Annotated in this window: 24 protein-coding genes and 3 tRNA genes; 26 read left to right on the top strand and 1 reads right to left on the bottom strand. The window is 67.1% G+C overall.

Annotated elements, in window-relative coordinates:
* The first annotated feature begins 66 nt into the window (after positions 1-66).
* The 5 genes from ACVWWW_RS10555 (at position 67) to ACVWWW_RS10535 (ending at position 5,813) form a co-directional block, all read left to right on the top strand.
* A complete protein-coding gene (locus tag ACVWWW_RS10555) occupies positions 67-897 on the top strand; it encodes a glycine zipper 2TM domain-containing protein (protein WP_027082078.1) in 831 nt (276 codons plus the stop codon).
* Positions 898-1,043: 146 nt separating this feature from the next.
* A complete protein-coding gene (locus ACVWWW_RS10550; protein ID WP_027082079.1) occupies positions 1,044-2,207 on the top strand; it encodes an acyl-CoA dehydrogenase family protein in 1,164 nt (387 codons plus the stop codon).
* 101 nt (positions 2,208-2,308) lie between these two features.
* Positions 2,309-2,857: a GNAT family N-acetyltransferase gene (locus ACVWWW_RS10545; RefSeq protein ID WP_027082080.1), complete on the top strand. Its 549-nt coding sequence runs from the start codon at positions 2,309-2,311 to the stop codon at positions 2,855-2,857.
* Entirely contained in the window at positions 2,806-3,495 is a 690-nt protein-coding gene (locus ACVWWW_RS10540) for a glutathione S-transferase family protein (protein WP_051234777.1), read from the top strand. Before ACVWWW_RS10545 ends, ACVWWW_RS10540 begins: the two co-directional genes overlap by 52 nt.
* A 44-nt stretch (positions 3,496-3,539) precedes the next feature.
* Positions 3,540-5,813: a thiamine pyrophosphate-dependent enzyme gene (locus tag ACVWWW_RS10535; RefSeq protein WP_027082082.1), complete on the top strand. Its 2,274-nt coding sequence runs from the start codon at positions 3,540-3,542 to the stop codon at positions 5,811-5,813.
* Positions 5,814-5,831: 18 nt separating this feature from the next.
* Here ACVWWW_RS10535 and ygfZ read toward each other — a convergent pair whose 3' ends face one another.
* Positions 5,832-6,689 (bottom strand): CAF17-like 4Fe-4S cluster assembly/insertion protein YgfZ, encoded by an 858-nt coding sequence (gene ygfZ, locus ACVWWW_RS10530; RefSeq protein WP_027082083.1) that lies wholly within the window; start codon positions 6,687-6,689, stop codon positions 5,832-5,834.
* On the opposite strand from ygfZ, the gene ACVWWW_RS10525 reads away from it, so the two are divergent.
* The 21 genes from ACVWWW_RS10525 to ACVWWW_RS10425 all read left to right on the top strand — a co-directional run bounded on the left by ACVWWW_RS10525 (position 6,599) and on the right by ACVWWW_RS10425 (position 23,420).
* Positions 6,599-6,892, top strand: a complete 294-nt coding sequence (locus ACVWWW_RS10525) for a DUF1674 domain-containing protein (protein WP_456998690.1) — start codon at positions 6,599-6,601, stop codon at positions 6,890-6,892. The genes ygfZ and ACVWWW_RS10525 overlap by 91 nt on opposite strands.
* Before the next feature lie 51 nt (positions 6,893-6,943).
* Positions 6,944-7,339: a succinate dehydrogenase, cytochrome b556 subunit gene (sdhC, locus tag ACVWWW_RS10520; RefSeq protein WP_027082084.1), complete on the top strand. Its 396-nt coding sequence runs from the start codon at positions 6,944-6,946 to the stop codon at positions 7,337-7,339.
* Entirely contained in the window at positions 7,336-7,743 is a 408-nt protein-coding gene (sdhD, locus tag ACVWWW_RS10515; RefSeq protein ID WP_051234779.1) for a succinate dehydrogenase, hydrophobic membrane anchor protein, read from the top strand. Before sdhC ends, sdhD begins: the two co-directional genes overlap by 4 nt.
* A 14-nt stretch (positions 7,744-7,757) precedes the next feature.
* Positions 7,758-9,551, top strand: coding sequence for a succinate dehydrogenase flavoprotein subunit (sdhA, locus tag ACVWWW_RS10510; protein ID WP_027082086.1), 1,794 nt, complete (start codon positions 7,758-7,760; stop codon positions 9,549-9,551).
* A gap of 41 nt (positions 9,552-9,592) precedes the next feature.
* On the top strand, positions 9,593-10,375 hold the full coding sequence (locus ACVWWW_RS10505; protein ID WP_027082087.1) for a succinate dehydrogenase iron-sulfur subunit: 783 nt from the start codon (positions 9,593-9,595) through the stop codon (positions 10,373-10,375).
* Between the two features lie 20 nt (positions 10,376-10,395).
* Complete coding sequence (locus tag ACVWWW_RS10500; protein WP_036141357.1) at positions 10,396-10,818, top strand: MAPEG family protein; 423 nt, start codon at positions 10,396-10,398, stop codon at positions 10,816-10,818.
* On the top strand, positions 10,815-11,063 hold the full coding sequence (locus ACVWWW_RS10495) for a succinate dehydrogenase assembly factor 2 (RefSeq protein ID WP_027082089.1): 249 nt from the start codon (positions 10,815-10,817) through the stop codon (positions 11,061-11,063). The genes ACVWWW_RS10500 and ACVWWW_RS10495 overlap by 4 nt, the downstream gene beginning before the upstream one ends.
* Positions 11,014-11,460, top strand: coding sequence for a hypothetical protein (locus ACVWWW_RS10490; RefSeq protein ID WP_155914149.1), 447 nt, complete (start codon positions 11,014-11,016; stop codon positions 11,458-11,460). The genes ACVWWW_RS10495 and ACVWWW_RS10490 overlap by 50 nt, the downstream gene beginning before the upstream one ends.
* A gap of 23 nt (positions 11,461-11,483) precedes the next feature.
* Entirely contained in the window at positions 11,484-12,728 is a 1,245-nt protein-coding gene (locus ACVWWW_RS10485; protein WP_027082090.1) for a lipoprotein-releasing ABC transporter permease subunit, read from the top strand.
* Entirely contained in the window at positions 12,721-13,428 is a 708-nt protein-coding gene (gene lolD / locus ACVWWW_RS10480; protein WP_027082091.1) for a lipoprotein-releasing ABC transporter ATP-binding protein LolD, read from the top strand. The genes ACVWWW_RS10485 and lolD overlap by 8 nt, the downstream gene beginning before the upstream one ends.
* Before the next feature lie 6 nt (positions 13,429-13,434).
* Complete coding sequence (locus tag ACVWWW_RS10475) at positions 13,435-15,765, top strand: DNA internalization-related competence protein ComEC/Rec2 (RefSeq protein WP_027082092.1); 2,331 nt, start codon at positions 13,435-13,437, stop codon at positions 15,763-15,765.
* Positions 15,766-15,782: 17 nt separating this feature from the next.
* Positions 15,783-16,412, top strand: a complete 630-nt coding sequence (locus ACVWWW_RS10470; RefSeq protein ID WP_027082093.1) for a MotA/TolQ/ExbB proton channel family protein — start codon at positions 15,783-15,785, stop codon at positions 16,410-16,412.
* Between the two features lies 1 nt (position 16,413).
* Positions 16,414-16,848: an ExbD/TolR family protein gene (locus ACVWWW_RS10465; protein ID WP_027082094.1), complete on the top strand. Its 435-nt coding sequence runs from the start codon at positions 16,414-16,416 to the stop codon at positions 16,846-16,848.
* Positions 16,845-18,593, top strand: a complete 1,749-nt coding sequence (msbA, locus tag ACVWWW_RS10460; RefSeq protein WP_027082095.1) for a lipid A export permease/ATP-binding protein MsbA — start codon at positions 16,845-16,847, stop codon at positions 18,591-18,593. The genes ACVWWW_RS10465 and msbA overlap by 4 nt, the downstream gene beginning before the upstream one ends.
* Complete coding sequence (gene lpxK, locus ACVWWW_RS10455) at positions 18,593-19,591, top strand: tetraacyldisaccharide 4'-kinase (protein ID WP_027082096.1); 999 nt, start codon at positions 18,593-18,595, stop codon at positions 19,589-19,591. The genes msbA and lpxK overlap by 1 nt, the downstream gene beginning before the upstream one ends.
* Positions 19,588-20,355, top strand: coding sequence for a 3-deoxy-manno-octulosonate cytidylyltransferase (gene kdsB, locus ACVWWW_RS10450; RefSeq protein WP_027082097.1), 768 nt, complete (start codon positions 19,588-19,590; stop codon positions 20,353-20,355). The genes lpxK and kdsB overlap by 4 nt, the downstream gene beginning before the upstream one ends.
* Before the next feature lie 134 nt (positions 20,356-20,489).
* The gene (uvrC, locus tag ACVWWW_RS10445; RefSeq protein WP_027082098.1) at positions 20,490-22,367 is read left to right on the top strand and encodes an excinuclease ABC subunit UvrC; all 1,878 of its coding nucleotides are present in this window, start codon (positions 20,490-20,492) and stop codon (positions 22,365-22,367) included.
* A gap of 3 nt (positions 22,368-22,370) precedes the next feature.
* The gene (gene pgsA / locus ACVWWW_RS10440) at positions 22,371-22,946 is read left to right on the top strand and encodes a CDP-diacylglycerol--glycerol-3-phosphate 3-phosphatidyltransferase (RefSeq protein WP_027082099.1); all 576 of its coding nucleotides are present in this window, start codon (positions 22,371-22,373) and stop codon (positions 22,944-22,946) included.
* A gap of 67 nt (positions 22,947-23,013) precedes the next feature.
* A tRNA-Gly gene (locus ACVWWW_RS10435) sits at positions 23,014-23,089 on the top strand.
* A gap of 100 nt (positions 23,090-23,189) precedes the next feature.
* Positions 23,190-23,263: transfer RNA gene (locus tag ACVWWW_RS10430), tRNA-Cys, on the top strand.
* Between the two features lie 73 nt (positions 23,264-23,336).
* Positions 23,337-23,420, top strand: a tRNA-Leu gene (locus ACVWWW_RS10425).
* The last annotated feature ends 28 nt before the right edge of the window (positions 23,421-23,448 follow it).

The following is a 23,448-nucleotide window of genomic DNA, read 5'->3' as shown; positions in this document are numbered from 1 at the left end:
CCGACGTTGTTCAGGTTCCCGGTGCTGCAATCGACTCACGCCAGGACGAACTGGCTCGGAGGCTCTATGGACAAGAACATCCTCGCGGTCGCTCTCGGTTCGATGCTGCTCGGCGGCGTCGCGGTTGCGGCCTACAGCTCGATGAATCATCGCGACGACGCGGTCGTTGCGCAGCCCGGTCAGCCGGCCGCCGTCGGCGCGACGCAGTTCGACGCTTCTGCCGACGCACAGGGCCGCATCGCGCCGACCGCGCCGCAGCTCGCTGTCGCGGAAGCGCCGCGCGCCGAATACGCGGATGTCGTGGACGTCGATCCGGTCCGCACCTCGTCGCCGCGCTATGCGTCGGTGATCGGCGTTGATCCGGTCAAGGAGACCAGCACCACGAGCACGCCGCGCCAGGTCTGTAACGACGTGGTCGTGCAGGACCGCCTGCCGGAGCGTGACGGCAACGTCGGCGGCACGGTGGCCGGCGCGCTGATCGGTGGCCTCGTCGGTAACCAGGTCGGCGGCGGCAACGGTCGCAAGCTGGCGACGGTGGCCGGTGCAGTCGGCGGTGGTTTCGTCGGCAATCGCGTCGACCGCAACCATGTCGGTGGTCGCGTCGTCGAGCGCACCGAACAGCAGTGCCACACCGTCAGCGACACCTCGAGCAGCTCGCGCACCGTCGCGTACACCGTCACCTATCGCAATCCGGACGGCACCGTCGGTACGCAGCGCATGACCAGCCGCCCGGGTACGCGCATCCGCGTGGGCTCGGACACGCAGGTCGCTGGGTACGACGTGACCTACCGCTACCAGGGCGCGCAGCACACCGTGCGAATGAACGAGCGCCCGGGCTCGCAGCTGCCGGTGATCGACGGCCGCGTCGTGACCTCGACGGCCGTCGCCACGCGCTGATCGATGCGTCGGGAGTAGGGACAAGGGGCCGGGCAACCGGCCCTTTTTCATGTGCGGAGCCGCCGGCGGTCGGGCCGGGGGTGTCGATGGACTGTGACGGCGGCCTACAATATCGGGCTCCCACGCCCCAAGGTCCGACCGCTCGCATGGCACTGAATCCGTACGACCTCTTCGACGTCCGTTCGCTGCTGTCCGAGGAAGAGCGGGCCGTGCAGGACACCGTCGCCCGTTTCACCGACGAGCGCGTGATCCCGATCATCGGCGAGGCCTTCGACCAGGGCCGCTTCCCGCGCGAGCTGGTGCCGGAAATCGCGGAGATGGGCCTGCTGGGTTCGTCGCTGCCGGAAAAGTACGGCTGCGCCGAACTCAACGCGGTCAGCTACGGCCTGATCTGCCAGGAACTCGAGCGCGGCGACAGCGGCATCCGCAGCTTCGTCTCGGTGCAGAGCTCGCTCTGCATGTACCCGATCTACGCCTATGGCTCCGAAGAGCAGCGCATGCGCTGGCTGCCGGACATGGCGGCGGGCAAGGTCATCGGCTGCTTTGGCCTGACCGAACCGCACGGCGGCTCCGACCCGGCGAACATGAAGACGAACGCCAAGCGCGACGGCGCCGACTGGATCCTCAACGGCTCCAAGATGTGGATCACGAACGGCAACCTGGCCGACATCGCGATCGTCTGGGCACAGACCGACGACGGCATCCAGGGCTTCGTGGTCGAGAAGGGCATGCCCGGTTTCGCGGCGCAGGAGATCAAGCACAAGATGTCGCTGCGCGCGTCGGTCACCAGCGCGCTCTACTTCGACAACGTGCGCGTGCCGGAGGCGAACCGCCTGCCGAACGTGAAGGGCCTCAAGGGTCCGCTGGGCTGCCTGACGCAGGCGCGCTACGGCATCACCTGGGGCCCGATCGGTGCCGCGATCGCCTGCCTCGACGAGGTGGTGAACTACACGAAGGAGCGAATCCTGTTCGGCCGCCCGGTCGCCGCGACGCAGAGCGCGCAGATCAAGATGGCCGAGATGGCACGGCGCATCACGCTGGCGCAGATGCTGGTCGTGCAGCTGGGTCGCCTGAAGGATGCCGGCACCATGCAGCCGACGCAGGTGTCGCTGGCGAAGTGGAACAACTGCCGCATGGCCATCGACATCGCGCGCGAATGCCGCGACCTGCTCGGCGGCGCGGGCATCACCACCGAGCACGGCGCGATCCGCCATGCGTTGAACCTCGAGTCGGTCATCACCTACGAAGGCACGGAAACCGTGCACCAGCTGGTGGTCGGTCGCGAGCTCACCGGTATCAACGCGTTCTGATCGGCGCAACCGGCCTTCGGGCCGGTTTTCGCATCGGCGCCCGGCGTGGCGCCACCGCATCGTTTCGCGGCGCATCGCGTCGCCCAGCAGAGGAAGCGAGGATGTCGGAGCAGGGCCCGCGTCTCGAAACCGAGCGCTTGATCCTTCGCCAATGGCGCATCGAGGATTTCGATCGCTACGCGGAGATGTTCGCCGCGCCGGAAACGCATCACATCGGCGGTCCGCTCGTGCTTGGCGATGCATGGCGACGCTTCCTGCAGATGCCGGGTGCTTGGGCGCTGCAGGGCTTCGCGATGTTCGCGATCGAAGAGAAGTCCAGCGGCTTGTGGATGGGCCAGGCAGGGCCGTGGCAGCCTGCCGGCTGGCCCGGAACGGAAGTCGGCTATGCGATGCATCCGCAGGCTTGGGGCAAGGGTTACGCGACGGAAGCCTGCACTGCCGCGATGGACTGGGCGTTCGACACGCTCGGCTGGACCGACATCATCCATACGATCGACGTGGCGAACACCGCGTCGCAGAACGTGGCTAAGCGCTTGGGCGCAAGCAATCGCGGCCGCCGCGAATTCCAGCCCCCGTATGATCGTTTCGATCTTGAGATATGGGGCCAGACGCGCGACGAGTGGCGCACACGCCGGAGCGCCGGGGCGTGACCACGGTCTACGGCTTCTCGCCTTCCGGCAATTGCCACAAGGTGCGCCTGCTGCTCGAGCAACTCGGCCGTCCGTACACGTGGATCGAGACCGACAGCAGCACCGGCGCGACGCGAACGCCCGAGTACCTCGCCAAGAACGCAAACGGCAAGGTGCCGATGCTCGAACTCGACGACGGCCGCATCCTCGTCGAATCGAACGCGATCCTGTGCTGGCTCGCCGAAGGCACGCCATATCTGCCGACCGATGCGTGGGCCCGCGCGCAGGCGCTGAGCTGGATGTTCTTCGAGCAGTACAGCCACGAGCCCTACGTCGCCGTCGCGCGCTTCATCTGCGGATGGACGCCTGCGGACTCGCCGCGTCGCGCCGACCTGCTGCGCCTGCGTGAGCGCTCGCACGACGCACTACGCGTGATGGAACGCCATCTCGCGTCGCACGACTGGTTCACCGGGGATGCCTACGGCGTCGCCGATATCGCACTGTTCGCCTACACCGACGTCGCACCGCATGGCGGCGTGTCGCTCGACGCCTATCCCGCGATTCGCGCGTGGCTTGCCCGCGTTCGCGCGACGCCCGGCTTCGTCGCGATGGTCGAACCCGACGACCGCGCCGCTGCGCTGATCGCGCAATCCACCTGATCTTTCACGACGCACGGCGGGCTCCGGCCCGCCTGGATGACCGCATGGCTGCCACGCTTCCGAATCCGATCCCCGCCCGAATGAAGGGCCTCAACCGCGCCGAGATCTGCGACGTCAACTTCACGGAATTCGTCACTGCGTGGAACGGTCGCGTCGATGCGCGCCCTGCGCCGCACGAAGCGATCCTCGACGGCAGCGCGCTCGACGCGCAGGGTTTCCGCGAGCTGTTCGAGTCGCAGTTGATCAGCCGCCATCTCGACCTGATGGCGCGCGTGCTGCGCGTGCAGAACAAGGTCTTCTACACGATCGGCAGCAGCGGCCACGAAGGTAATGCGATGGTGGCGCGTGCTTCGCGTCATACCGATCCCGCGTTCCTGCATTACCGCTCCGGCGGCTTCATGGCCGAGCGCTTCCGCAAGCTGCCGGGCATGGATCCGATCATGGATTCCGCGCTGAGCTTCGCCGCGAGCAAGGACGATCCCGCAAGCGGTGGGCGCCACAAGGTGTGGGGCAGCAAGCCGTTGTGGGTGCTGCCGCAGACGTCGACGATCGCGTCGCATCTGCCGAAGGCGCTCGGCACGGCCGTCGCAATCGAAACCGGTCGACGCATCGGTCATTCGCTCCCGATTCCCGACGACTCCATCGCCATCTGCTCGTTCGGCGACGCATCGGCCAACCACGCCACCGCGCAGACCGCATTCAACGCCGCCGCATGGACTGCGTACCAGAAGCTGCCGGCGCCAGTTCTGTTCGTCTGCGAGGACAACGGCATCGGTATTTCGGTGAAGACGCCGACGGGCTGGATCGCGAACCGCTTCCAGCAGATGCCTGGGCTGGATTACTTCTTCGCCGACGGCCTCGATCTCGCGTCGGGTTATGCCGACGTGCAGCGCGCCGTCGAGCATTGCCGGCGCACGCGTCGCCCCACGTTCCTGCATCTCAAGACGACTCGCATCATGGGTCACGCGGGTACGGACTTCGAGATCGAATGGCGTTCGATCGAGGAGCTGTGTGCGGTCGAGGCAACGGATCCGCTGCTGCGCTCCGCCGCCATCGCGCTCGAATCCGGCCTGATGTCGAAGGACGAGGTGATCGCGCTCTACGAAGCGACGCGCAAGAGGTGTTTCGCAGCTGCAGAGGAAGCAGATCGCAGACCGAAGATCGAGCGCCTCGAGGACGTGATCGCGCCGCTGGCGCCGTACACGCCGGATGTGGTCAAGGCCGAAGCCGAACGCGCGCCTGATGCGCAGCGTCGTATCGACGTGTTCGGAGGCAAGCCGAAGCTGCCCGAGAACCAGCCGCCGCGGCATCTCGCGATCCAGATCAACAACGCGCTGCACGACCAGTTCGCGAAGTATCCGGAAACGCTGCTGTTCGGCGAAGACGTCGCGCAGAAGGGCGGCGTCTACACGGTGACCAAGGGCCTGTACAAGGCGTTCGGCCCGCGACGCGTGTTCAACACGCTGCTCGACGAGACGATGATCTTCGGCCTCGCGCAGGGCTTCGCGAACATGGGCATGCTGCCGGTGCCCGAGATCCAGTACCTCGCGTATTTCCATAACGCCGGCGACCAGATCCGCGGTGAAGCGTCGAGCCTCCAGTTCTTCAGCAACGACCAGTACCGCAACCCGATGGTCGTGCGCATGGCGGGGCTCGGCTACCAGCGCGGCTTCGGCGGGCATTTCCACAACGACAACTCGATCACCGCGCTGCGCGATATCCCGGGTCTCGTCGTCGGTTGTCCGTCGCGTGGCGACGATGCCGCGACCATGCTGCGCACGCTGATGGCTCTGGCGAAGGTCGACGGCCGTGTCAGCATCTTCCTCGAGCCGATCGCGCTGTACATGACGAAGGATCTGTACGAGCCCGGCGACGGCCTGTGGCTCACGCAGTACCCGGCGCCGGGCGAGGCGATGACGCTGGGCGAAGGCCGCGTCTACGGCGAGGGCGACGACCTCGTGATCATCAGTTACGGCAACGGCGTGCCGATGAGCCTGCGCGCCGCACGACGCATCGAGCAGCAGCACGGCTGGAAAGTGCGCGTCGTCGACCTTCGCTGGCTGGTGCCGCTCAACGATAAGTACATCGTCGAGCAAGCGAGGAACGCGAAGCGGATCATCGTGGTCGACGAGGGCCGTCGCAGCGCGGGCGTGGGCGAGGGCGTGATCACCGCGCTGTCGGAAGGCGGCTTGGGTGCGACACCGATGCATCGCGTCGTCGGCACCGACACCTACACGCCGCTGGCGGGTGCCGCGTTCCTGGTCATCCCGGGCGACGACGACATCGTTGCGGCGGCGGACACGCTCGCCAAGCGCTGAGTTACGCGGCCTGCGGCGTCAGCGCTGCAAGCCGTCGGCGAGGGGCAATCGCTCGACGATCTGCCCGTGCAGGCGAAGTTCGGCGTCGGCGGGCTCGAGCGGAACCACGGCCAGCGCTTCGCCGTTGCGAACGACGACGAGCTGGCCCACGTCACGACCGTCGACATCGGTAAGCGCGTCACCCGCGTGCGCTTCAGCGTCTGCGATGCGCAACCGCGCTAGCCCACGCTTTGCACGCCCGAGGAAGTGGGTGCGCGCGACGATTTCCTGTCCCGGATAGCAACCCTTCTTCACGCTGAAGGCGTCGAGGCGCTGCAGCGACAACTGCTGCGGCGTCCAGTGGTCGAGCGCGATGCCCGGCAGTGACGGCCAGCCGTGCGCGATGTCGAGCTGCCACCAGGCGGACTCTTCCTCCGGTGTCGCAGCGTCGGCAGGCGAGGGCACGAGCACCAGCGTTCGCGCGCCGGCGTCGCCCGAGAGGTCGAGTTCGATCGCATCATCGAGACGGCCGGACGTATTTCCAGACGCCGTGACGGGCCGGTCCAGCCGACCAAGCGCATGGATCGGCGCCAGGTCGATCTTCACCTTGCTACGGAAAACGAATCGACGCAGCGAGTCGGCAAAGGCGTCCACATCGGTCGCCGTGACGAGCCACACCGTCTCCGGGTCGACCCGAATCAGCGCAAACAGCGCCTGCACGCGCCCTTTCGGGTCGAGCCAGCCGTTCCATTGCCATTGCCCGTCGGCGAGCGCGATCACGTCGTTCATGAACTGCGCGTGCGCAAATGCAAGCGCATCGCGGCCTACAAGCCGCAAAACCCGCAGGCCGCGCAGCTCGAAAAGACGTGATGGACCGTACTGCGGGTTGTCAGACATGGGGTCCGGACATAAGATTTCCGGCTGGAATGATAGGCCACACGACCTCCGAGACCCCGCAGGACACGCCGGAGAGCGCAGACTCCTCGCCGTTGCCTGAGACGCCTGCGCCTGAGCGTCCGCGCGAGGTGGGCGGTCGACCCGGACCCGAGCCGACACGCTACGGGGACTGGGAAAAGGACGGCCGCTGCATCGATTTCTAGCGTCGCCCGCTCGACCCCGCGGCCGCGCCGCATCAGAACGAGACCTCCCGCATGGCGTACCGCGAACGTCCGTTGTCCCCGCACCTGCAGGTCTATCGCTGGCAGGTCCAGATGGTCAGCTCGATCCTGCATCGCGCGACGGGCGTCATCCTGTCGCTCGGTAGCCTGCTCGTCGCATGGGGCCTCGTCGCCCTCGCATCGGGCGCCGATCGCTGGACCACCTTCACCCACGCCACGCGTTCGCCGCTGGGCTTCCTGGTCATGTTCGGCTGGACGTGGGCGCTGTCGTTCCACCTGCTCAGCGGCCTGCGCCATCTCTCGCAGGACATGGGCGTCGGCACGTCGGTGCCGGCGTTCGTCAAGAGCGCCTGGGTCGCGATCATCGGCAGCCTCGTGCTCACCGCGATCATCTGGCTGCTCGCCATGCAGAAGTGGGGTGGCGCATGAGCACGAATGCTGGACGCCGCCCGCCGACGCTGCGTCATCCGCTGAAGGTCGCGCGCGGCCTCGGCTCGGCGAAGGACGGCACGCATCATTTCCTCGTGCAGCGCGTCACCGCGCTCGCGCTGGTGTTCCTAGGCATCTATGCCGTGGGCCTCGTCATCTCGCTGGTCGGCGCGGACTTCGCGACGGTGCGTGCGCGCGTCGGCCATCCGTTCAATGCGACGCTGCTGATCGCCTTCCTCGTCGCCAATTTCTGGCACATGCGCCTTGGTCTGCAGGTCGTCGTCGAAGACTACGTGCACACCGCGGTCCGTTATTCGCTGCTGCAACTGCTCATCGTGTTCGCGTGCTGGATCGCGGGCCTTGCGAGCGTCCTCGCCGTCGTGCGCGTCATGCTCGGCGCCTGACCCGGAATCCTTCGATGCCTGCCGCATATCCCATCCAGGAACACAAGTTCGACATGGTCGTCGTCGGCGCCGGTGGCGCCGGCCTGCGCGCCACGTTCGGCCTCGCCCAGAAGGGCCTGAAGACCGCCTGCATCACCAAGGTCTTCCCGACGCGCTCGCATACGGTCGCGGCACAGGGCGGCGTCGCCGCAGCGCTCGCGAACATGGGCGAAGACGACTGGCGCTATCACTTCTTCGACACCGTCAAGGGCAGCGACTGGCTGGGCGACCAGGACGCGATCGAATACATGTGCCGCGAGGCGATCCCTGCGATCGTCGAGCTCGAGCACTACGGCGTTCCGTTCTCGCGCACCGAAGACGGCCGCATCTACCAGCGCCCGTTCGGCGGCATGACCACGCGCTTCGGTGAAGGCCCGCCCGCGCAGCGCACCTGCGCCGCCGCCGACCGTACCGGCCACGCGATCCTGCACACGCTCTACCAGCAGTCGCTGGCGCACGACGCGCAGTTCTTCATCGAGTACTTCGCGCTCGACCTGATCATGGATGCCGACGGCACCTGCCGCGGCGTGCTCGCGCTGGACATGGCGTCCGGCACGCTGCACCTGTTCCGCGCGCACGGCACGGTCCTCGCCACGGGCGGCTACGGCCGCGCGTACTTCTCGGCGACCTCCGCGCACACCTGCACCGGTGACGGCGGCGGCATGGTGCTGCGCGCCGGCCTCGGCATGCAGGATATGGAGTTCGTGCAGTTCCACCCGACCGGCATCTACGGTGCCGGCTGCCTCATCACCGAAGGCGTGCGAGGCGAGGGCGGCATTCTGCGCAACAGCAATGGCGAGCGCTTCATGGAGCGCTACGCGCCGAGCGTGAAGGATCTTGCGCCGCGCGACATGGTCAGCCGCGCGATGACGATGGAAATCCGCGAAGGCCGCGGCGTCGGCGAGCACAAGGACCACATCCTGCTCGACCTCACGCATCTTGGGCCGGAAGTCATCCACGAGAAGCTTCCCGGCATCGCCGAGTCCGCGCGCATCTTCGCGGGCGTCGACGTCGAGAAGCAGCCGATCCCTGTCATTCCGACCGTCCACTACAACATGGGCGGCATCCCGACCAACTTCCACGGCGAAGTCGTGCAGCTGCGCGGTGGCGATCCGGATGCCGTGGTGCCGGGCCTATACGCCATAGGCGAAGCGGCCTGCGTGTCGGTGCACGGCGCCAACCGCCTTGGTTCGAACTCGCTTCTCGATCTCGTGGTGTTCGGTCGCGCCGTCGCGAATCGCTGCGCCGAGACGATCAAGCCAGACGCGTCGCACGCACCGCTTCCTGCCGATTCCTGCGACAAGGCGCTCGGTCGCCTCGACGCGCTGCGCCATGCGAGCGGCGGCACGCCGACGTCGGTCATCCGCGACAAGATGCAGCGCACGATGCAGGCCGACGCCGCGGTGTTCCGCACTGGCGAAACGCTCTCGGACGGCGTGCGCAAGATGCGCGAGATCCACGCATCGTTCGCGGACGTGCGCGTCACCGATCGCTCGCTGGTCTGGAACTCCGATCTCATCGAAACGTTCGAACTCGCCAACCTGCTCGACCAGGCGCTGGTGACGATCGTTTCGGCCGAGAACCGGCAGGAGTCGCGCGGCGCGCATGCGCGCGAAGACTTCCCGGACCGCGACGATCACAACTGGATGAAGCACACGCTGTGCTGGATCGACGAAGCGGGCAATACCCGCATCGACTATCGACCGGTGCATTCGTACACGCTGACGCAGGACGTCGCTCCGGTGCCGCCGAAGAAGCGCGTCTACTGACCTCGCGTCTGCCGGCAACGGCGGACGAAACGGACCCGACCATGGCCGAATTCACCCTCCCGAAGAACTCGAAGATCCAGAAGGGCCGCCACTTCGCTGCCGCCGGCGCGAAGAATGCCCGGGTCTTCAAGGTCTACCGCTGGAATCCTGACGACGGGCGCAACCCGACGGTCGACACCTACGAGGTCGACCTCGCGAGTTGCGGCCCGATGGTTCTGGACGCGCTGATCAAGATCAAGAACGAGATCGATCCGACGCTGACGTTCCGTCGCTCGTGCCGTGAGGGCATCTGCGGCTCGTGTGCGATGAACATCGACGGCACGAACACGCTCGCCTGCACGAAGGCGATCGACGACTGCCGTGCCGGCGAGGTGGCGATCTATCCGCTGCCGCACATGCCGGTGGTCAAGGATCTCGTTCCGGACCTGACGCACTTCTACGCGCAGTACGCCTCGATCAAGCCGTGGCTGCGCACGCAGAGCCCGACGCCGTCCGACCGCGAGCGCCTGCAGTCGCCGGACGACCGCAAAAAGCTCGACGGCCTGTACGAATGCATCCTCTGCGCCTGCTGCTCGACGAGCTGTCCGAGCTACTGGTGGAACGGCGACCGCTACCTCGGCCCGGCGATCCTGCTGCAGGCCTATCGGTGGATCGTGGACTCGCGCGACGAGGACACGGGCGGGCGCCTCGACGATCTCGAGGATCCGTTCAAGCTCTACCGCTGCCACACGATCATGAATTGCGCGCGCACCTGCCCGAAGGGCCTGAACCCGGCGCGTGCGATCGGTGAGATCAAGAAACTGATGCTGGCGCGCCGCGCCTGATCGCGGCCGCGCACGCGCCCATGGACGTTCGCGCGATCTACCTGCCGGGCCTGGCGATGGTCGTTCTCACGGCCGTCGTCTGGTTCCGCATGTACACGATGCGCATCGGGCAGATGAAGCGCGAGCGCATCCATCCGCAGAAGGTTGCGACGTCCGCGCAGGCGTCGGCGCTGCTCACCGACAGTCGCGCTGCGGACAACTTCCGCAATCTGTTCGAGCTGCCGGTGCTGTTCTATTTCGCGCTGGTCGTCGCGGATCGTATCGGTCGCGTCGACATGCTGAGTGTCGGGCTGGCGTGGCTGTTCGTCGCACTTCGCATCGCGCACAGCGGCATCCACGTGACCTACAACAAGGTCATGCACCGCTTCATGACCTACGTCGCCGGTGGTGTCGTGCTTTGGCTGCTCTGGGCGTATCTCGCGATCGGCCTGTTTTCGCGATGAGCGACGACGTCGAACTGAAGGCGCTGCGCTGGCGATGCCGGCGCGGTATGCGCGAACTCGACCAGTTGCTCGAGCGTTGGCTCGACCGTCGCTGGGCGACATCGTCCGACGCGGAACGGGAAACTTTCCGACGGCTGCTGACCGTCGAGGACGATAAGCTCTGGCGCGCCTTCCTCGGATACGACCGCCTCGACGATGACGAACTCCAGACACTCGTCGAACGCATCACCGCCGTTGCGCCTTGAATTGCGCGCGTCGCGTGCGCTTTCGATTGCGGTCGTGATGCTCGGCTTCATCGGTGGTGCAGGGCTGTTGCTGTCCGATCTTCCGCGATCGGCGGCTCTGGCTGCGGCGCCGGTCTGCCTCGTCTGGGGCGTCGTGCTTGCGCTGCGCGAACGTCGCCGCGCGACGTTTCACTTGGTGCTGCGTGGCGACGGCACGGCGAAGCTCGACGACAGCACGATCGACGCGCTCAAGGTCGACTGGCAAGGCCCGATCGGCGCACTCACCTGGATGCGCGACGGCCGACGCGAGCGTTTCGTGGCGTGGCCCGACGTTTTCGACGCCGCGACCCGGCGTGAACTGCGCCTGTGGCTCCTCACGCGGCCTTCCCGCGCGGGGACAGCGGCAGTGGCACCATAGTCGCCCCTCGGAACAGGCTCAGCATGTTCACGCCCATTCCCGTCGCCATCGGCCTGCGCTACCTGCGCGCCAAACGCCGAAACGGCTTCATTTCCTTCATCTCGCTGGCGTCGATCCTGGGCATCGCGCTCGGCGTCGCCGCGCTGATCACGACGCTTGCGGTGATGAGCGGCTTCCAGCGCGAGATCCGCGACCGCATGCTTCAGATGGTCGCCCACGCCACGGTGAGCGGCTACGGCGAACCGATCGAGGACTGGCAGCGCGCCGTCAACAAGGCGCTGGCCGACAAGCGCGTCGCGGGTGCGGCGCCTTACGTCGAAGCGCAGACGCTGCTGTCCGGCCCGCGCAACCAGCCGGCGATCGTGCGCGGCATCCTGCCCGACCAGGAGCGCCACGTATCGGTGCTCGCATCGAAGATGGTGCAGGGCCGGCTCGACGATCTGAAGCCCGGCACGTTCAACGTCGTGCTGGGCCGCGAGCTTGCGCTGTGGCTGGGCGTTGGCGTGGGGGACGACGTCGTCATGATCACGTCGGAAGCGCTGACCACGCCGATCGGCGCGGTGCCGCAGATGAAGCGCTTCCACGTGAGCGGCATCTTCGAAGCCGGCTACAACGAATACGACCGTGGCATGGCGTTCACGTCGATGCAGGACCTGCAGCGCGTGCAACGCATGGGCGCGGGCGTGACCGGCGTGCGACTGCGACTGCACGACATGGACCAAGCGGCGAATGTCGGTCGCGATCTCGCGCTTTCGCTCGGGGGCCCGTACCGCGTCAGCAACTGGGCCGACGAGAACGCGAACATGTTCCGCGCGCTGAAGATGGAGAAGACCATCATGGCGATCCTGCTGTCGCTGATCATCGCGATGGGCGCGTTTAACCTGGTGTCGTCGCAGGTGATGCTCGTCACCGACAAACAGGCGGACATCGCGATCATGCGCACGCTCGGCCTGACACCGCGCGGCGTCATGCAGGTATTCATGGTGCAAGGCACGCTGATCGGCGTGATCGGCACGCTGGCCGGCGTCATCTTCGGCGTGACGTTGACGCTCAATCTCGAGCACATCCTCCACGGCATCGAACGCCTGCTCGGCGTCCAGTTGCTGCCGGAAGACGTCTACTACATCACCGGACTGCCGACCGACATGCAGCCCAGCGACGTGATCACGATCGCGTCGGTCGCGCTGGTCATGGCGTTCCTAGCGACGGTTTATCCGGCCTGGCGTGCATCGCGCACGCCGCCGGCGGAGGCGCTGCGCTATGAATGACGTGCGCTCCGATGTAGTGATCCGCGCACAGGGGCTCGGCAAGACGTACGCCGAGGGCAAGCTGCGCACGCCCGTGTTCGATGGGCTCGATCTGAAAGTCAGTCGCGGTGAAACCGTCGCGATCTTGGGTGCGTCCGGCGCGGGCAAGAGCACGCTACTGCACCTGTTGGGCGGGCTCGATACGCCGACGGCGGGCGAGGTCTTCGTCGACGGCAAGAAGATGAGCGCGCTGTCGGACGCCGAGCGCGGCCGCCTGCGCAATGGCGCGCTCGGCTTCATCTATCAGTTCCACCACTTGCTGCCCGAGTTCACCGCGCTGGAGAACGTGATGCTGCCGGTGATGCTCGGCGGCAACGCGACTGCCGATGCGCGGCAGCGTGCGACGGCGTTGCTCGAATCGGTCGGACTCGGCCATCGACTGGCCCACAAGCCGGGCGAGTTGTCGGGCGGCGAGCGCCAGCGTGCAGCGGTCGCGCGTGCGCTGGTGAATCGCCCGGGCTGCGTGCTTGGTGACGAGCCGACCGGCAATCTCGACGAGAAGACCGCTGCGACCGTCTTCGACCTCATGCTCGCGCTCAATCGCGAGCAGCGCACGAGCCTGGTGCTGGTGACGCACGACCGCAGCCTGGCACGCCGACTCGATCGCGTGCTCGAACTGCACGAAGGTCGATTGCGAGAACTCGCGCCGGACGAGGTTTAGTCCGGCATGAACGCGGCAAGGACGCCGCTCCTCACTCCGATCACTGCAGTCGCACTCCTTGCGGGTGTCTGCGCGTGCCTGTCGTTGCCGGCGGTCCCGCACGTCGTGCTGTCGATCGTGTTGGCGCTGGGCGGGATTGGGCTGACGTGGTTCTACTCGCGTCGCCGGTGGATCGGCGTGTTCGTGCTGGGCTTCGCGATCGCAGGGCTGCACGCGGCCCACGCGCTGGCGGTGCAATTGCCCGCGGAGCCCGCCCAGCAGGAAGCATCGCTCACCGGTCGGATCAGCGACCTTCCGCACCGCGAACCTCGCCGCGAAGCCTTCGTTTTCGACGTCGAGTCCTCGACATTGCCGGCCCTAGCGGGACGGACGTTGCGCCTGTCGTGGTATGGCGACCGTAACGGTGATGCGCCGCTGCTACGCGCGGGCGAAGGCTGGCTATTCACGGTGCGGCTGCGCGCACCGCGTGGGCTGCGGAACCCGGGTGGTGCTGACGGCGAGATGCATGCATTCGCCGATCGTCTGGCCGCGACGGGCTACGTCCGCGCGGGCGAGCGTCTGACAGCCGCATCCGGCCTACAGGGCTGGCGCGACGGGACGTCGAACCGAATCGCGAGAGAAGTGACGCGGCCTTCCTCGCGCTTCGTCCGTGCACTCGCGCTGGGTGACGCGCGCGATCTCACCGATGCCGACTGGACGGTGCTGCGCGCCGACGGCCTGACGCACCTCATCGCCATCAGCGGCTTCCACGTCGGCATGGTCGGCAGCGTCTGCGCGCTGTTGATGCGCCTGCTGTGGTGGTTGGTGCCCGGGCTCGGACGACGGGTGCCGGCGCGCCACGCCGCTGCGATCGCGGGTCTTGTCGGGGCGATCGGCTACGCCGCAGCCTCAGGCTTCTCGCTGCCGACCGTACGCACCTTGCTGATGATCGCAGTGGTCGTCGCTGCGCAGCTGTCGCGTCGCGCGGTCGGCATGACGCAGGTACTCGCCATCGCGGCAATAGCGATGCTGCTCGTCGATCCGCTTTCGGTGCTGTCGGCCGGGTTCTGGCTCAGCTTCGCTGGCGTCGCGTGGCTGCTGTGGTGCATGCCGCGCAGTGGCACGTCCGCCGTTCGCGAACTCGCGAAGGCGCAGGCGGTGGCGACGATCGGCCTGCTCCCGCTCACCGTCGTTCTGTTCGGGCAGGCATCACTGGCCGGCCCGGTCGCAAACCTGCTCGCCGTGCCGTTGTGGAGCCTGGTCGTCGCGCCCCTGTCGGTCGCCGGCGTCGCGCTCGACGCCGTGCACCCCGCGCTCGGTGCAATGGCATGGCGACTCGCCGCGTGGGTGTTCGACCTCGCCTGGCCGCTGTTCGACCGCCTCGCGCACACGCCGCTCTCGCTCTGGTACGTGCCCGAGCCGTCATCGCTAGCGATCATCCCCGCGCTCATCGCCGCGGCCTGGTGGCTGATGCCACGCGGCACGCCCGGCAAGGCGCTGGCGATCCTGCTGTGGCTACCGCTGCTGTGGCCGAATCGACACATGCCAGCGCAGGGCGATGTCGAAGCCACCGCGATCGACGTGGGGCAGGGGTTGTCGGTCCTCGTTCGCACGCATTCGCACGTGCTGCTGTACGACATGGGCCCCGCGGTGCCCGACGGTTTCGACGCCGGCGAGCGTGCCGTGATTCCGGTACTGCATGCGCGCGGCGTGTCGCGGCTGGACCGGATGGTCGTCAGCCATGCCGACCTCGACCACGTCGGCGGCCTCGCCGCGGTGCGTCGCGAGATGCCGTCGTCCGACCTGCAAGCGCCATTCGGCGCCGGCGTGGACGGATCGCGGCCCTGCAGCGCCGGCCAGGAGTGGACGTGGGATGGCGTGCGCTTCGTCTTCCTCAATCCGGCGCCGCAGACGCCCTACGTCGCCAACGATTCGAGCTGCGTGCTGCGGATCGAAAGCCGCAGCGGTGTCGTGCTGCTCACCGGGGACATCAGCAGCCTCGTCGAGACGCGTCTGGCGGCCGAAGACCCGGCGGCGGTGCAGGCGGACGTCGTATTCGTCGCCCATCACGGCAGTCGCAACTCGTCGGCCGAAGGCTTCGTCCGCGCGACCGGCGCCCGCGACGCGGTGTTCTCGACCGGCCACGCGAACCGTTTCCACCATCCCGCACCCGACGTCGTCGACCGCTGGCAGGCGGCCGGCGCACGGACATGGAACACGGCCGAAGACGGCGCGGTGACGTTCCGTCTTGAACCGGAAGGCATCGTCACAACCGGCCAGCGCGACCTCCATCGCCGGTTGTGGGACGCGGCGCGGCGGGGCGGAACGGACGCTGGGCTATCCTATCGACGCGATTGAACGCCTGCGGAGGCGACGTGCTCGAACTCGTGAAGTCCGGCGGCTGGCCGATGATCCCGTTGCTGCTGCTGTCGGCGCTGGCGCTGGCGCTCATCGTTGAGCGTGGATGGACGCTCCGTCGCAGCCGGGTCATGCCCGCCAAGCTCGGCGACGAAGTACGCGTCTGGGCCGCCCGCGGCAATCTCGACCCCGCGCATATCGAATCATTGCGGCAGACCTCGCCGCTGGGTGCACTGCTCGCCGCAGTGCTCGACATGCGCAACCGCTCGCGCGAAGTGATGCGCGAACGCGTCGAGGACGTCGGCCGCCATCTCGTGCATCGCATGGAGCGCTACCTGAACACGCTCGGCACGATCGCCGCGGCCGGCCCGCTGATGGGCCTGTTCGGCACCGTCGTCGGCATGATCCAGATGTTCCTCGGCATCCTCGACTACGGCATCGGCGACGTGAACCAGCTCGCCGGCGGCATCGGCAAGGCGCTGGTGTGCACCGCGACCGGCATGATCGTAGCGATCCCGGCGCTGATCGCGCACCGCTGGTTCCGTGGCCGCATTGCCGAATACATCATCGACATGGAGCACGAGGCCATTGCGCTGATGGACGTCGTCGAGTCGCGCACGAGCCAGCCGGCACCGCAGGCGGCCTGACGTGCGCATCGGCGGTCATCGTCCGGTCGACGAACCGGAGATCAACCTGGTTCCGCTGATCGACGTCATCCTGACGCTGGTCATCTTCTTCGTCGTCACCGCGACCTTCGAAGGCCGCTCCGCGCTGAAGCTCGAGCTGCCGAAGGCGAGCGGCGAAAGTGCACAGGCACGCGACCCGCTGGTCGTGCTGGTAAACGCGCAGGGCCGCTATTTCGTCGCCGATCGTGAAGTGCTTCGCGACGACGCCGCATCGCTCAAGGCGTCGATCAGCGAACTCGGCGGCAGCGATCGCGAGCGGCCGGTGATGCTTCGCGCCGATGCGCGCACACCGTATCAAGCAGTAATCACCGCGCAGGAAGCGCTCGGCCAGCTCGGCTATCGCCACATCCTGCTCGCCGTCGCGACGCCCACCGAGAAGAAGGCGGCGTCGAAGTGAGCGAACACACGTCGGCGTGGCCGACCTACAGACGGCTTCAGCAGTTCGGCAAGCCGTATCGCGCGCTGATGGTCGTCGGCTTCATCGCAATGGCGCTTGAGGCCGCAGCGGGCGGCCAGTTCACGCGCCTGATGCAGCCGATCATCGACCGCAACTTCGTCCATCGCGCTGCGAGTTTCGACTGGACGCTGCCGTTGCTCATCGTCGGCCTGTTCGTGGGACGTGGCATCGCCGGCTACATCACCGACATGGCGATGGCGCGTGCGGGTCGAAGCATCGCGCGCGACCTGCGCGTTCGTGTTCTTTCGAAATACCTGCGACTGCCGGGCCTACGCTTCGACAGCGAGCCCGTGCCGTCGATGCTCACGCGTCTTGGCTCCGACAGCGACCAGGTCGCGCTCGCGGCCGTCGACGCGATGAAGGTGATGCTCCAGCAGTCGTTCCAGGTCATCGCGATGCTCGCGGTAATGCTGTGGGCGAGCTGGAAGGTGACGCTCGCGGTGCTCGTACTTGCGCCGCCGCTGGGCTGGGTGATGGACAAGGTCGGTCGTCGCTACCGGCGCATCGGCCACCGTATCCAGGAGAGCGGGGCGCAGCTGTTGCAGCTCGCCGACCAGTCGCTTGGCAACCATCAGGAAGTGAAGGTCTACGGCGCGCAGGGCGTCGAAACCGCGCGCTACCAGTCGCAGGCCGATAGCTACCTCAAGCTGTCGCTGAAGGTCGAATCCACGCGCAGCATCTCGTCGGCGATGGTGCAGCTGATGGGCGCGATTGGCTTGGCCGCGCTGCTCGTGCTCGCAGGCCACGAAGCTGCGGCCGGTCATCTCACCGCCGGCGGTTTCGTCGCGCTGATGATGTCGATGATGGCGATCATTCCGGCGATCAAGCAGCTCACCAACGTGCAGGGCATGCTCCAGCGCGGCGTCGCATCCGCCGATCGTCTGTTCGACGTGCTCGACATGCCGGACGAAGTCGACAGCGGCACGGTTCCGATCGAACGTGCGCGTGGCGAACTCGAGTTCCGTAGCGTCGTCGCGCGATATCCGGAACAGGCGGAGCCCGCGCTGTCCGATATCAGCTTCGTCGCGCGTCCCGGCACGGTCACCGCGATCGTGGGGCGTTCCGGCAGCGGCAAGTCCACGCTGATCAAGCTGATCCCGCGGTTCTACGACGTGGAATCGGGCGAGATCCTGCTCGACGGCCGACCGGTCGGCGACTACCGCCTTGCGGACCTGCGCCGACAGATCGCGCTGGTCGGGCAACAAGTGATGCTGTTCGACGGCTCGGTCGCTGCGAACGTTGCGTACGGCGAACTCGGCCAGACAACGCCTGATCGCCTTCGTGCAGCCATCGAAGGCGCGAACGCGGCGGAGTTCATCGATCGCATGCCGCAGAACGCGGACACGTCGATCGGCGTGCGCGGTGGGCGTCTCTCCGGCGGCCAGCGCCAGCGGCTCGCGATTGCGCGTGCCATGCTGAAGGATGCGCCCATCCTCATCCTCGACGAAGCGACGGCAGCACTCGACACCGAGTCCGAACGCCTCGTGCAGGACGCGCTGGAGCGATTGATGCCCGATCGCACCACGCTTGTCATCGCGCATCGCCTGTCGACGATCGAACACGCCGACCAGGTGCTGGTGCTCGACCAGGGCCGCATCGTCGAGCGCGGCACGCATGCCGAACTGCTCGCGCATGGCGGGCTATACGCACACCTGCACCGGATGCAATTCCGCGAGGCCAGCTGATGGCCGCTACGCCGCGCCACTGGTACGGCGGCGCGCGGGTGCCGCTCGCAGCGCGTTTCATCGAGCCGCTGTATGCCTTCGTGACCCGCACGCGCACGTCGCTGTACGCGCGTCGCGTCCTGCGATCGCGACATCCGGGCGTTCCGGTAATTGTCGTCGGCAACATCACGGCGGGCGGCACGGGCAAGACGCCGCTGACGATTGCACTGGCCGAACGCTTGCGCGACGCGGGCTGGAGGCCCGGCGTCGCCACGCGCGGCTACGGGCGCGAAGGCTCGACGCCGCTCTGGATCGAAAACACGACGCCCGCGCATCAGTCGGGCGACGAACCGCTGCTGATCGCGCAACGCACGGGCGCAAAGGTGCGTGTCGACCGCGATCGCGCGCGCGCCGCAAAAGCGCTTGCGGAAGCCGGTTGCGACATCGTGGTCTGCGACGATGGTCTGCAGCATTACCGCCTCGCGCGCGACATCGAGATCGAAGTGATCGACGGTTCGCGCCGCTACGGCAACGAACGCCTGCTCCCCGCAGGTCCGTTGCGTGAGCCCGCGCTGCGCGCGCAGCGCTGCGACTTCCGCGTCGTCAACCTCGGCGACGCCGGACAGCTCGACAGCGGATTCGGTGAGTGGCCAATGCGCCTCGCGATCCACGACGCCGCGCCGATGCACGGACGTCGCGCGCGTCCGCTCGCGACATTCGCCGGCCAGCGCGTGCATGCGGTTGCGGGCATCGGCGATCCCTCGCGCTTCTTCAACATGCTCAAGGGTCGCGGCATCGCGGTCGTGCCGCATGCATTCCCCGACCACCACGCATACCGCGCCACGGACCTCGCGTTCAACAGCCCGCTGCCGGTGCTGATGACCGAAAAGGACGCGGTGAAGTGCGCGTCATTCGCGCCCGAGGACAGCTACGCCGTACCGATCGCGGCCGAGTTGCCGGAAGCGTTCTGGACCGCGCTGCTCGACCGCGTCGACCGACTCCGCAGGACATCCACATGACCGATTTCGTCGTCGCCATTCCCGCGCGTTACGCCGCGTCGCGTCTGCCCGGCAAACCGCTGCGTCTGCTCGGTGGTGACCCGCTGGTGCTGCATGTCGCGCGTCGCGCATTGGAAGCCGGCGCACGCGGCGTCTGGGTGGCGACCGACGACGACCGCATCGCGCAGGCACTGGCATCGACGGGCGTGTCGGTCGCGATGACGTCCGCCGACCACGCGTCGGGCACCGATCGTCTGGCGGAATGCGCGCGCATCGCCGGCTGGAGCGACGACACGATCGTGGTGAACCTGCAGGGCGATGAGCCCTTCGCACCCGTCGCCGGCATTCGATCGGTAGCCGGCTTGCTCGAAACTTCGTCCGCACCGATGGCGACGCTCGCTGCCGTGATCGACGACGTGGACCAGTTGCTCGATCCGAACGCGGTGAAGGTCGTCGCGGACGCCACCGGCCATGCGCTGTACTTCAGCCGGGCGCCGATTCCGTGGCCGCGAGACGCGTTCGCGCGCTCCCGCGACGTACTGCCTTCGGTCGGCCCGTGGCTGCGGCATATCGGCATCTACGCCTACCGCGCGGGCTTCCTGCAGACGTTTGCATCGATGCCGCCGGGTGGCCTTGAAGCCATCGAATCGTTGGAACAGCTGCGCGTGATGGAGGCCGGGCACCGCATCGTCGTCGCGGTCACACCGGAGCCGTTCCCGCCGGGCGTCGACACGCCGGACGACCTCGAGCGCGCGGAACGCCACCTCGCGTCGCGCGCCGGCTGAACGCGTTACCGCGCGGTGCGGGCCCGCGTTCTCACCCGCTGCGCTTGCCTGCCGGATAATCAGCCCCATCTCGCGCTGATGGCGATTTCCCGCATGACCCGACGCAATGCGCGCAGGCCAGGGGCCGCAGGACGATGAAGCCGTCCGCTCCCGCCTTCGACGCCAAGGACTTCGTCCGCCATCTGAGCACCGCGCCGGGCGTGTACCGGATGATCGCGGCGGACGACGCCGTGCTCTACGTCGGGAAGGCGAGCGCGCTGAAGAATCGCGTGTCGAGCTACTTCAACAACACGCCGAAGTCGCCGCGCATCGCATCGATGGTGTCGCAGATCGCGCGCATCGAAGTCACCGCGACGCGAACCGAAGCGGAAGCGCTGATCCTCGAGAACGAGCTGATCAAGTCGCTGAAGCCTCGCTACAACGTGTTGCTGCGCGACGACAAGAGTTATCCGTACGTGCTGCTGACGGGTGAGGAATACCCGCGTATCGCCGTGCATCGCGGCCCGCGCGCGCTGCAGGGCAAGTATTTCGGCCCGTACGCGAGCGTCGGTGCGGTGCGCGAGACGCTGAACCTGATGCACAAGCTCTTCAAGCTGCGCAGCTGCGAGGACACCGTCTTCCGCAACCGCTCGCGACCATGCCTGCAGTTCCAGATCGGACGTTGCAGCGCGCCCTGCGTGCAATTGATTTCGAACGACGAGTACGCGCAGAGCGTGCGCCGTGCGTCGATGATGCTGGAAGGTCGCAGCGACGAGCTCACCAACGAACTCGCGCGCGGCATGGAGCAGGCGAGCGCGAACCTCGACTTCGAGGAAGCCGCGCGCCTGCGAGATCTCGTGTCGTCGATCCGCACGCTGCAGGCGCGCCAGTACGTCGACGGCCGCGCGGCGGATCTCGACGTGCTCGCCATTTCCATGCAGGGCGCGAACGCCTGCGTCGTGCTGATGGCCTTTCGCGATGGCCGCAACCTCGGAACGCGTGCGTTCTTCCCGAAGACGAACGGCAGCGACCAGTGCGACGAGGTGCTCGGTGCGTTCGTGTCGCAGCATTACGTGGACAAAACGCCGCCGCGCGAGATCGTGATCGACCGCGATATTCCCGACCGCGAATTGCTCGAGCAGGCGCTGTCGATGTCCGGCGAACGCAAGGTGCAGATCCGTTGCAGCGTTCGCGGCGAACGCGCCGGTTATGTCGACATCGCGCGTCGCAATGCGCAGATGGCGCTCGCGTCGGAAATGACGAGCGCCGCGGCGCAACGGGCACGCGTCGAGTCGCTGCGCGACCTGCTCGGCATGGCCGACGTCGCGCACCGCATCGAATGCTTCGACATCTCGCACACGATGGGCGAGGCGACGGTTGCGTCCTGCGTCGTATTCGACGCCGAAGGCGCAGTGCGTTCGCAGTACCGGCGCTACAACATCACCGGCATCACGCCGGGCGATGACTACGCCGCGATGCACCAGGCGATCCATCGTCGCTTCCGTCGCTCGATGGAAGCGCGCGACGTCGAAATCCAAACGACTGCGCAGGCCGCAGCTGCCGTACTGCCGGACGTCTTGCTGATCGACGGTGGCGCGGGGCAGGTCGCGCAGGCGAAAGCAGTGCTCGACGAACTTGGCGTCACCGGTGTTCAGATCGTCGGCGTCGCGAAGGGTCCGGAGCGTCGGCCCGGCGACGAAGACCTTCTGCTGCCCGACGGCCGTGCTGTTCATCCGGGCGCACAGTCGCCGGCGTTGCAGCTCGTTCAGCAGGTGCGTGACGAAGCGCACCGTTTTGCGATCACGGGGCACCGCGGAAAGCGGCAGAAAGCACGCACCACCAGCCGTCTGGAGGATATTCCGGGTATTGGTCCGCGCCGCCGCGCTGCACTTCTCAAGCACTTCGGCGGGTTGGGTGGACTGAAGGCGGCGGGCGTCGAGGAAATCGCGCGCGTCGAGGGCGTGAACGAGGCCCTCGCGCAGCGGATCTATGACACCCTGCACGGGCTGGCGCCGTCGGACGGCGCGGAGTAGGGCATGCGCATCACCGTTCCGACCATCCTCACCCTCATCCGGATCGTACTGATCCCGGTGCTCGTGGTGGTGTTCTACCTGCCGTATCCGTGGACGAATTTCGCCGCGGCCGCGGTGTTCGCGATCGCGTCGATCACCGACTGGCTCGATGGCTGGATCGCCCGCGCATACAACCAGTATTCCGCGTTCGGCGCGTTCCTCGATCCGGTGGCGGACAAGCTGATGGTCGCTGTCGCGTTGCTGCTGATCGTGCAGGTGCATCCGACGAAATGGATGGCGCTGTGGGCCGCGGTGATCATCGGCCGCGAGATTGCGGTGTCCGCGCTGCGCGAGTGGATGGCCGAGCTTGGCCAGCGCGCGAAGGTGAAGGTCGCGGCGATCGGCAAGCTGAAGACGATCGTGCAGATGGTCGCGCTCGAGTGCCTGCTGTATCAGGCGAAATTCCTCGGCCTGCCGATCTTCTCGATCGGCGAATGGCTGCTCGCCGCTGCGGCTCTTCTCACGCTGTGGTCAGGATGGGCGTACCTGCGCGCGGCGTGGCCCGTGCTGACCAAGGACGTGCATACGCGCGCGGCATAACCGCGTTCATGTCGTGCTTCAGGTGTTGACACGGCCGGCTGCACCCGTAAAATGCGCAGCCTGTTCCGCGGGAATAGCTCAGTTGGTAGAGCACGACCTTGCCAAGGTCGGGGTCGAGGGTTCGAGTCCCTTTTCCCGCTCCAGATTCATCGGAGCCAGAGCATCGGAACCGTTTGACAAGACCCCGCTCGCGGGGTCTTGTCTTTTCAGGGGCACGCTTCGATAGTGCGCCTGACGCCTCCCGGCCGGGTGGCAGAGTGGTTATGCAGCGGACTGCAAATCCGCGTACGCCGGTTCAATTCCGACCTCGGCCTCCAGATCAGAACCCCGCAGCGATGCGGGGTTTTGTTTTTTCCGACGAGGCTCGCGCCGGTCGTAAGCTATGCACGTGCCCGGATGGCGAAACCGGTAGACGCAGGGGACTTAAAATCCCCCGACCATGTCGTGCGGGTTCGAGTCCCGCTCCGGGCACCACAATTCACGCTGCATGCCGTGCATCGTC

Source organism: Lysobacter sp. HA18 (genome assembly GCF_054057595.1).
Note: the sequence above shows the minus strand (reverse complement) of the source record. Positions and strands in the feature narration are given on the sequence as shown.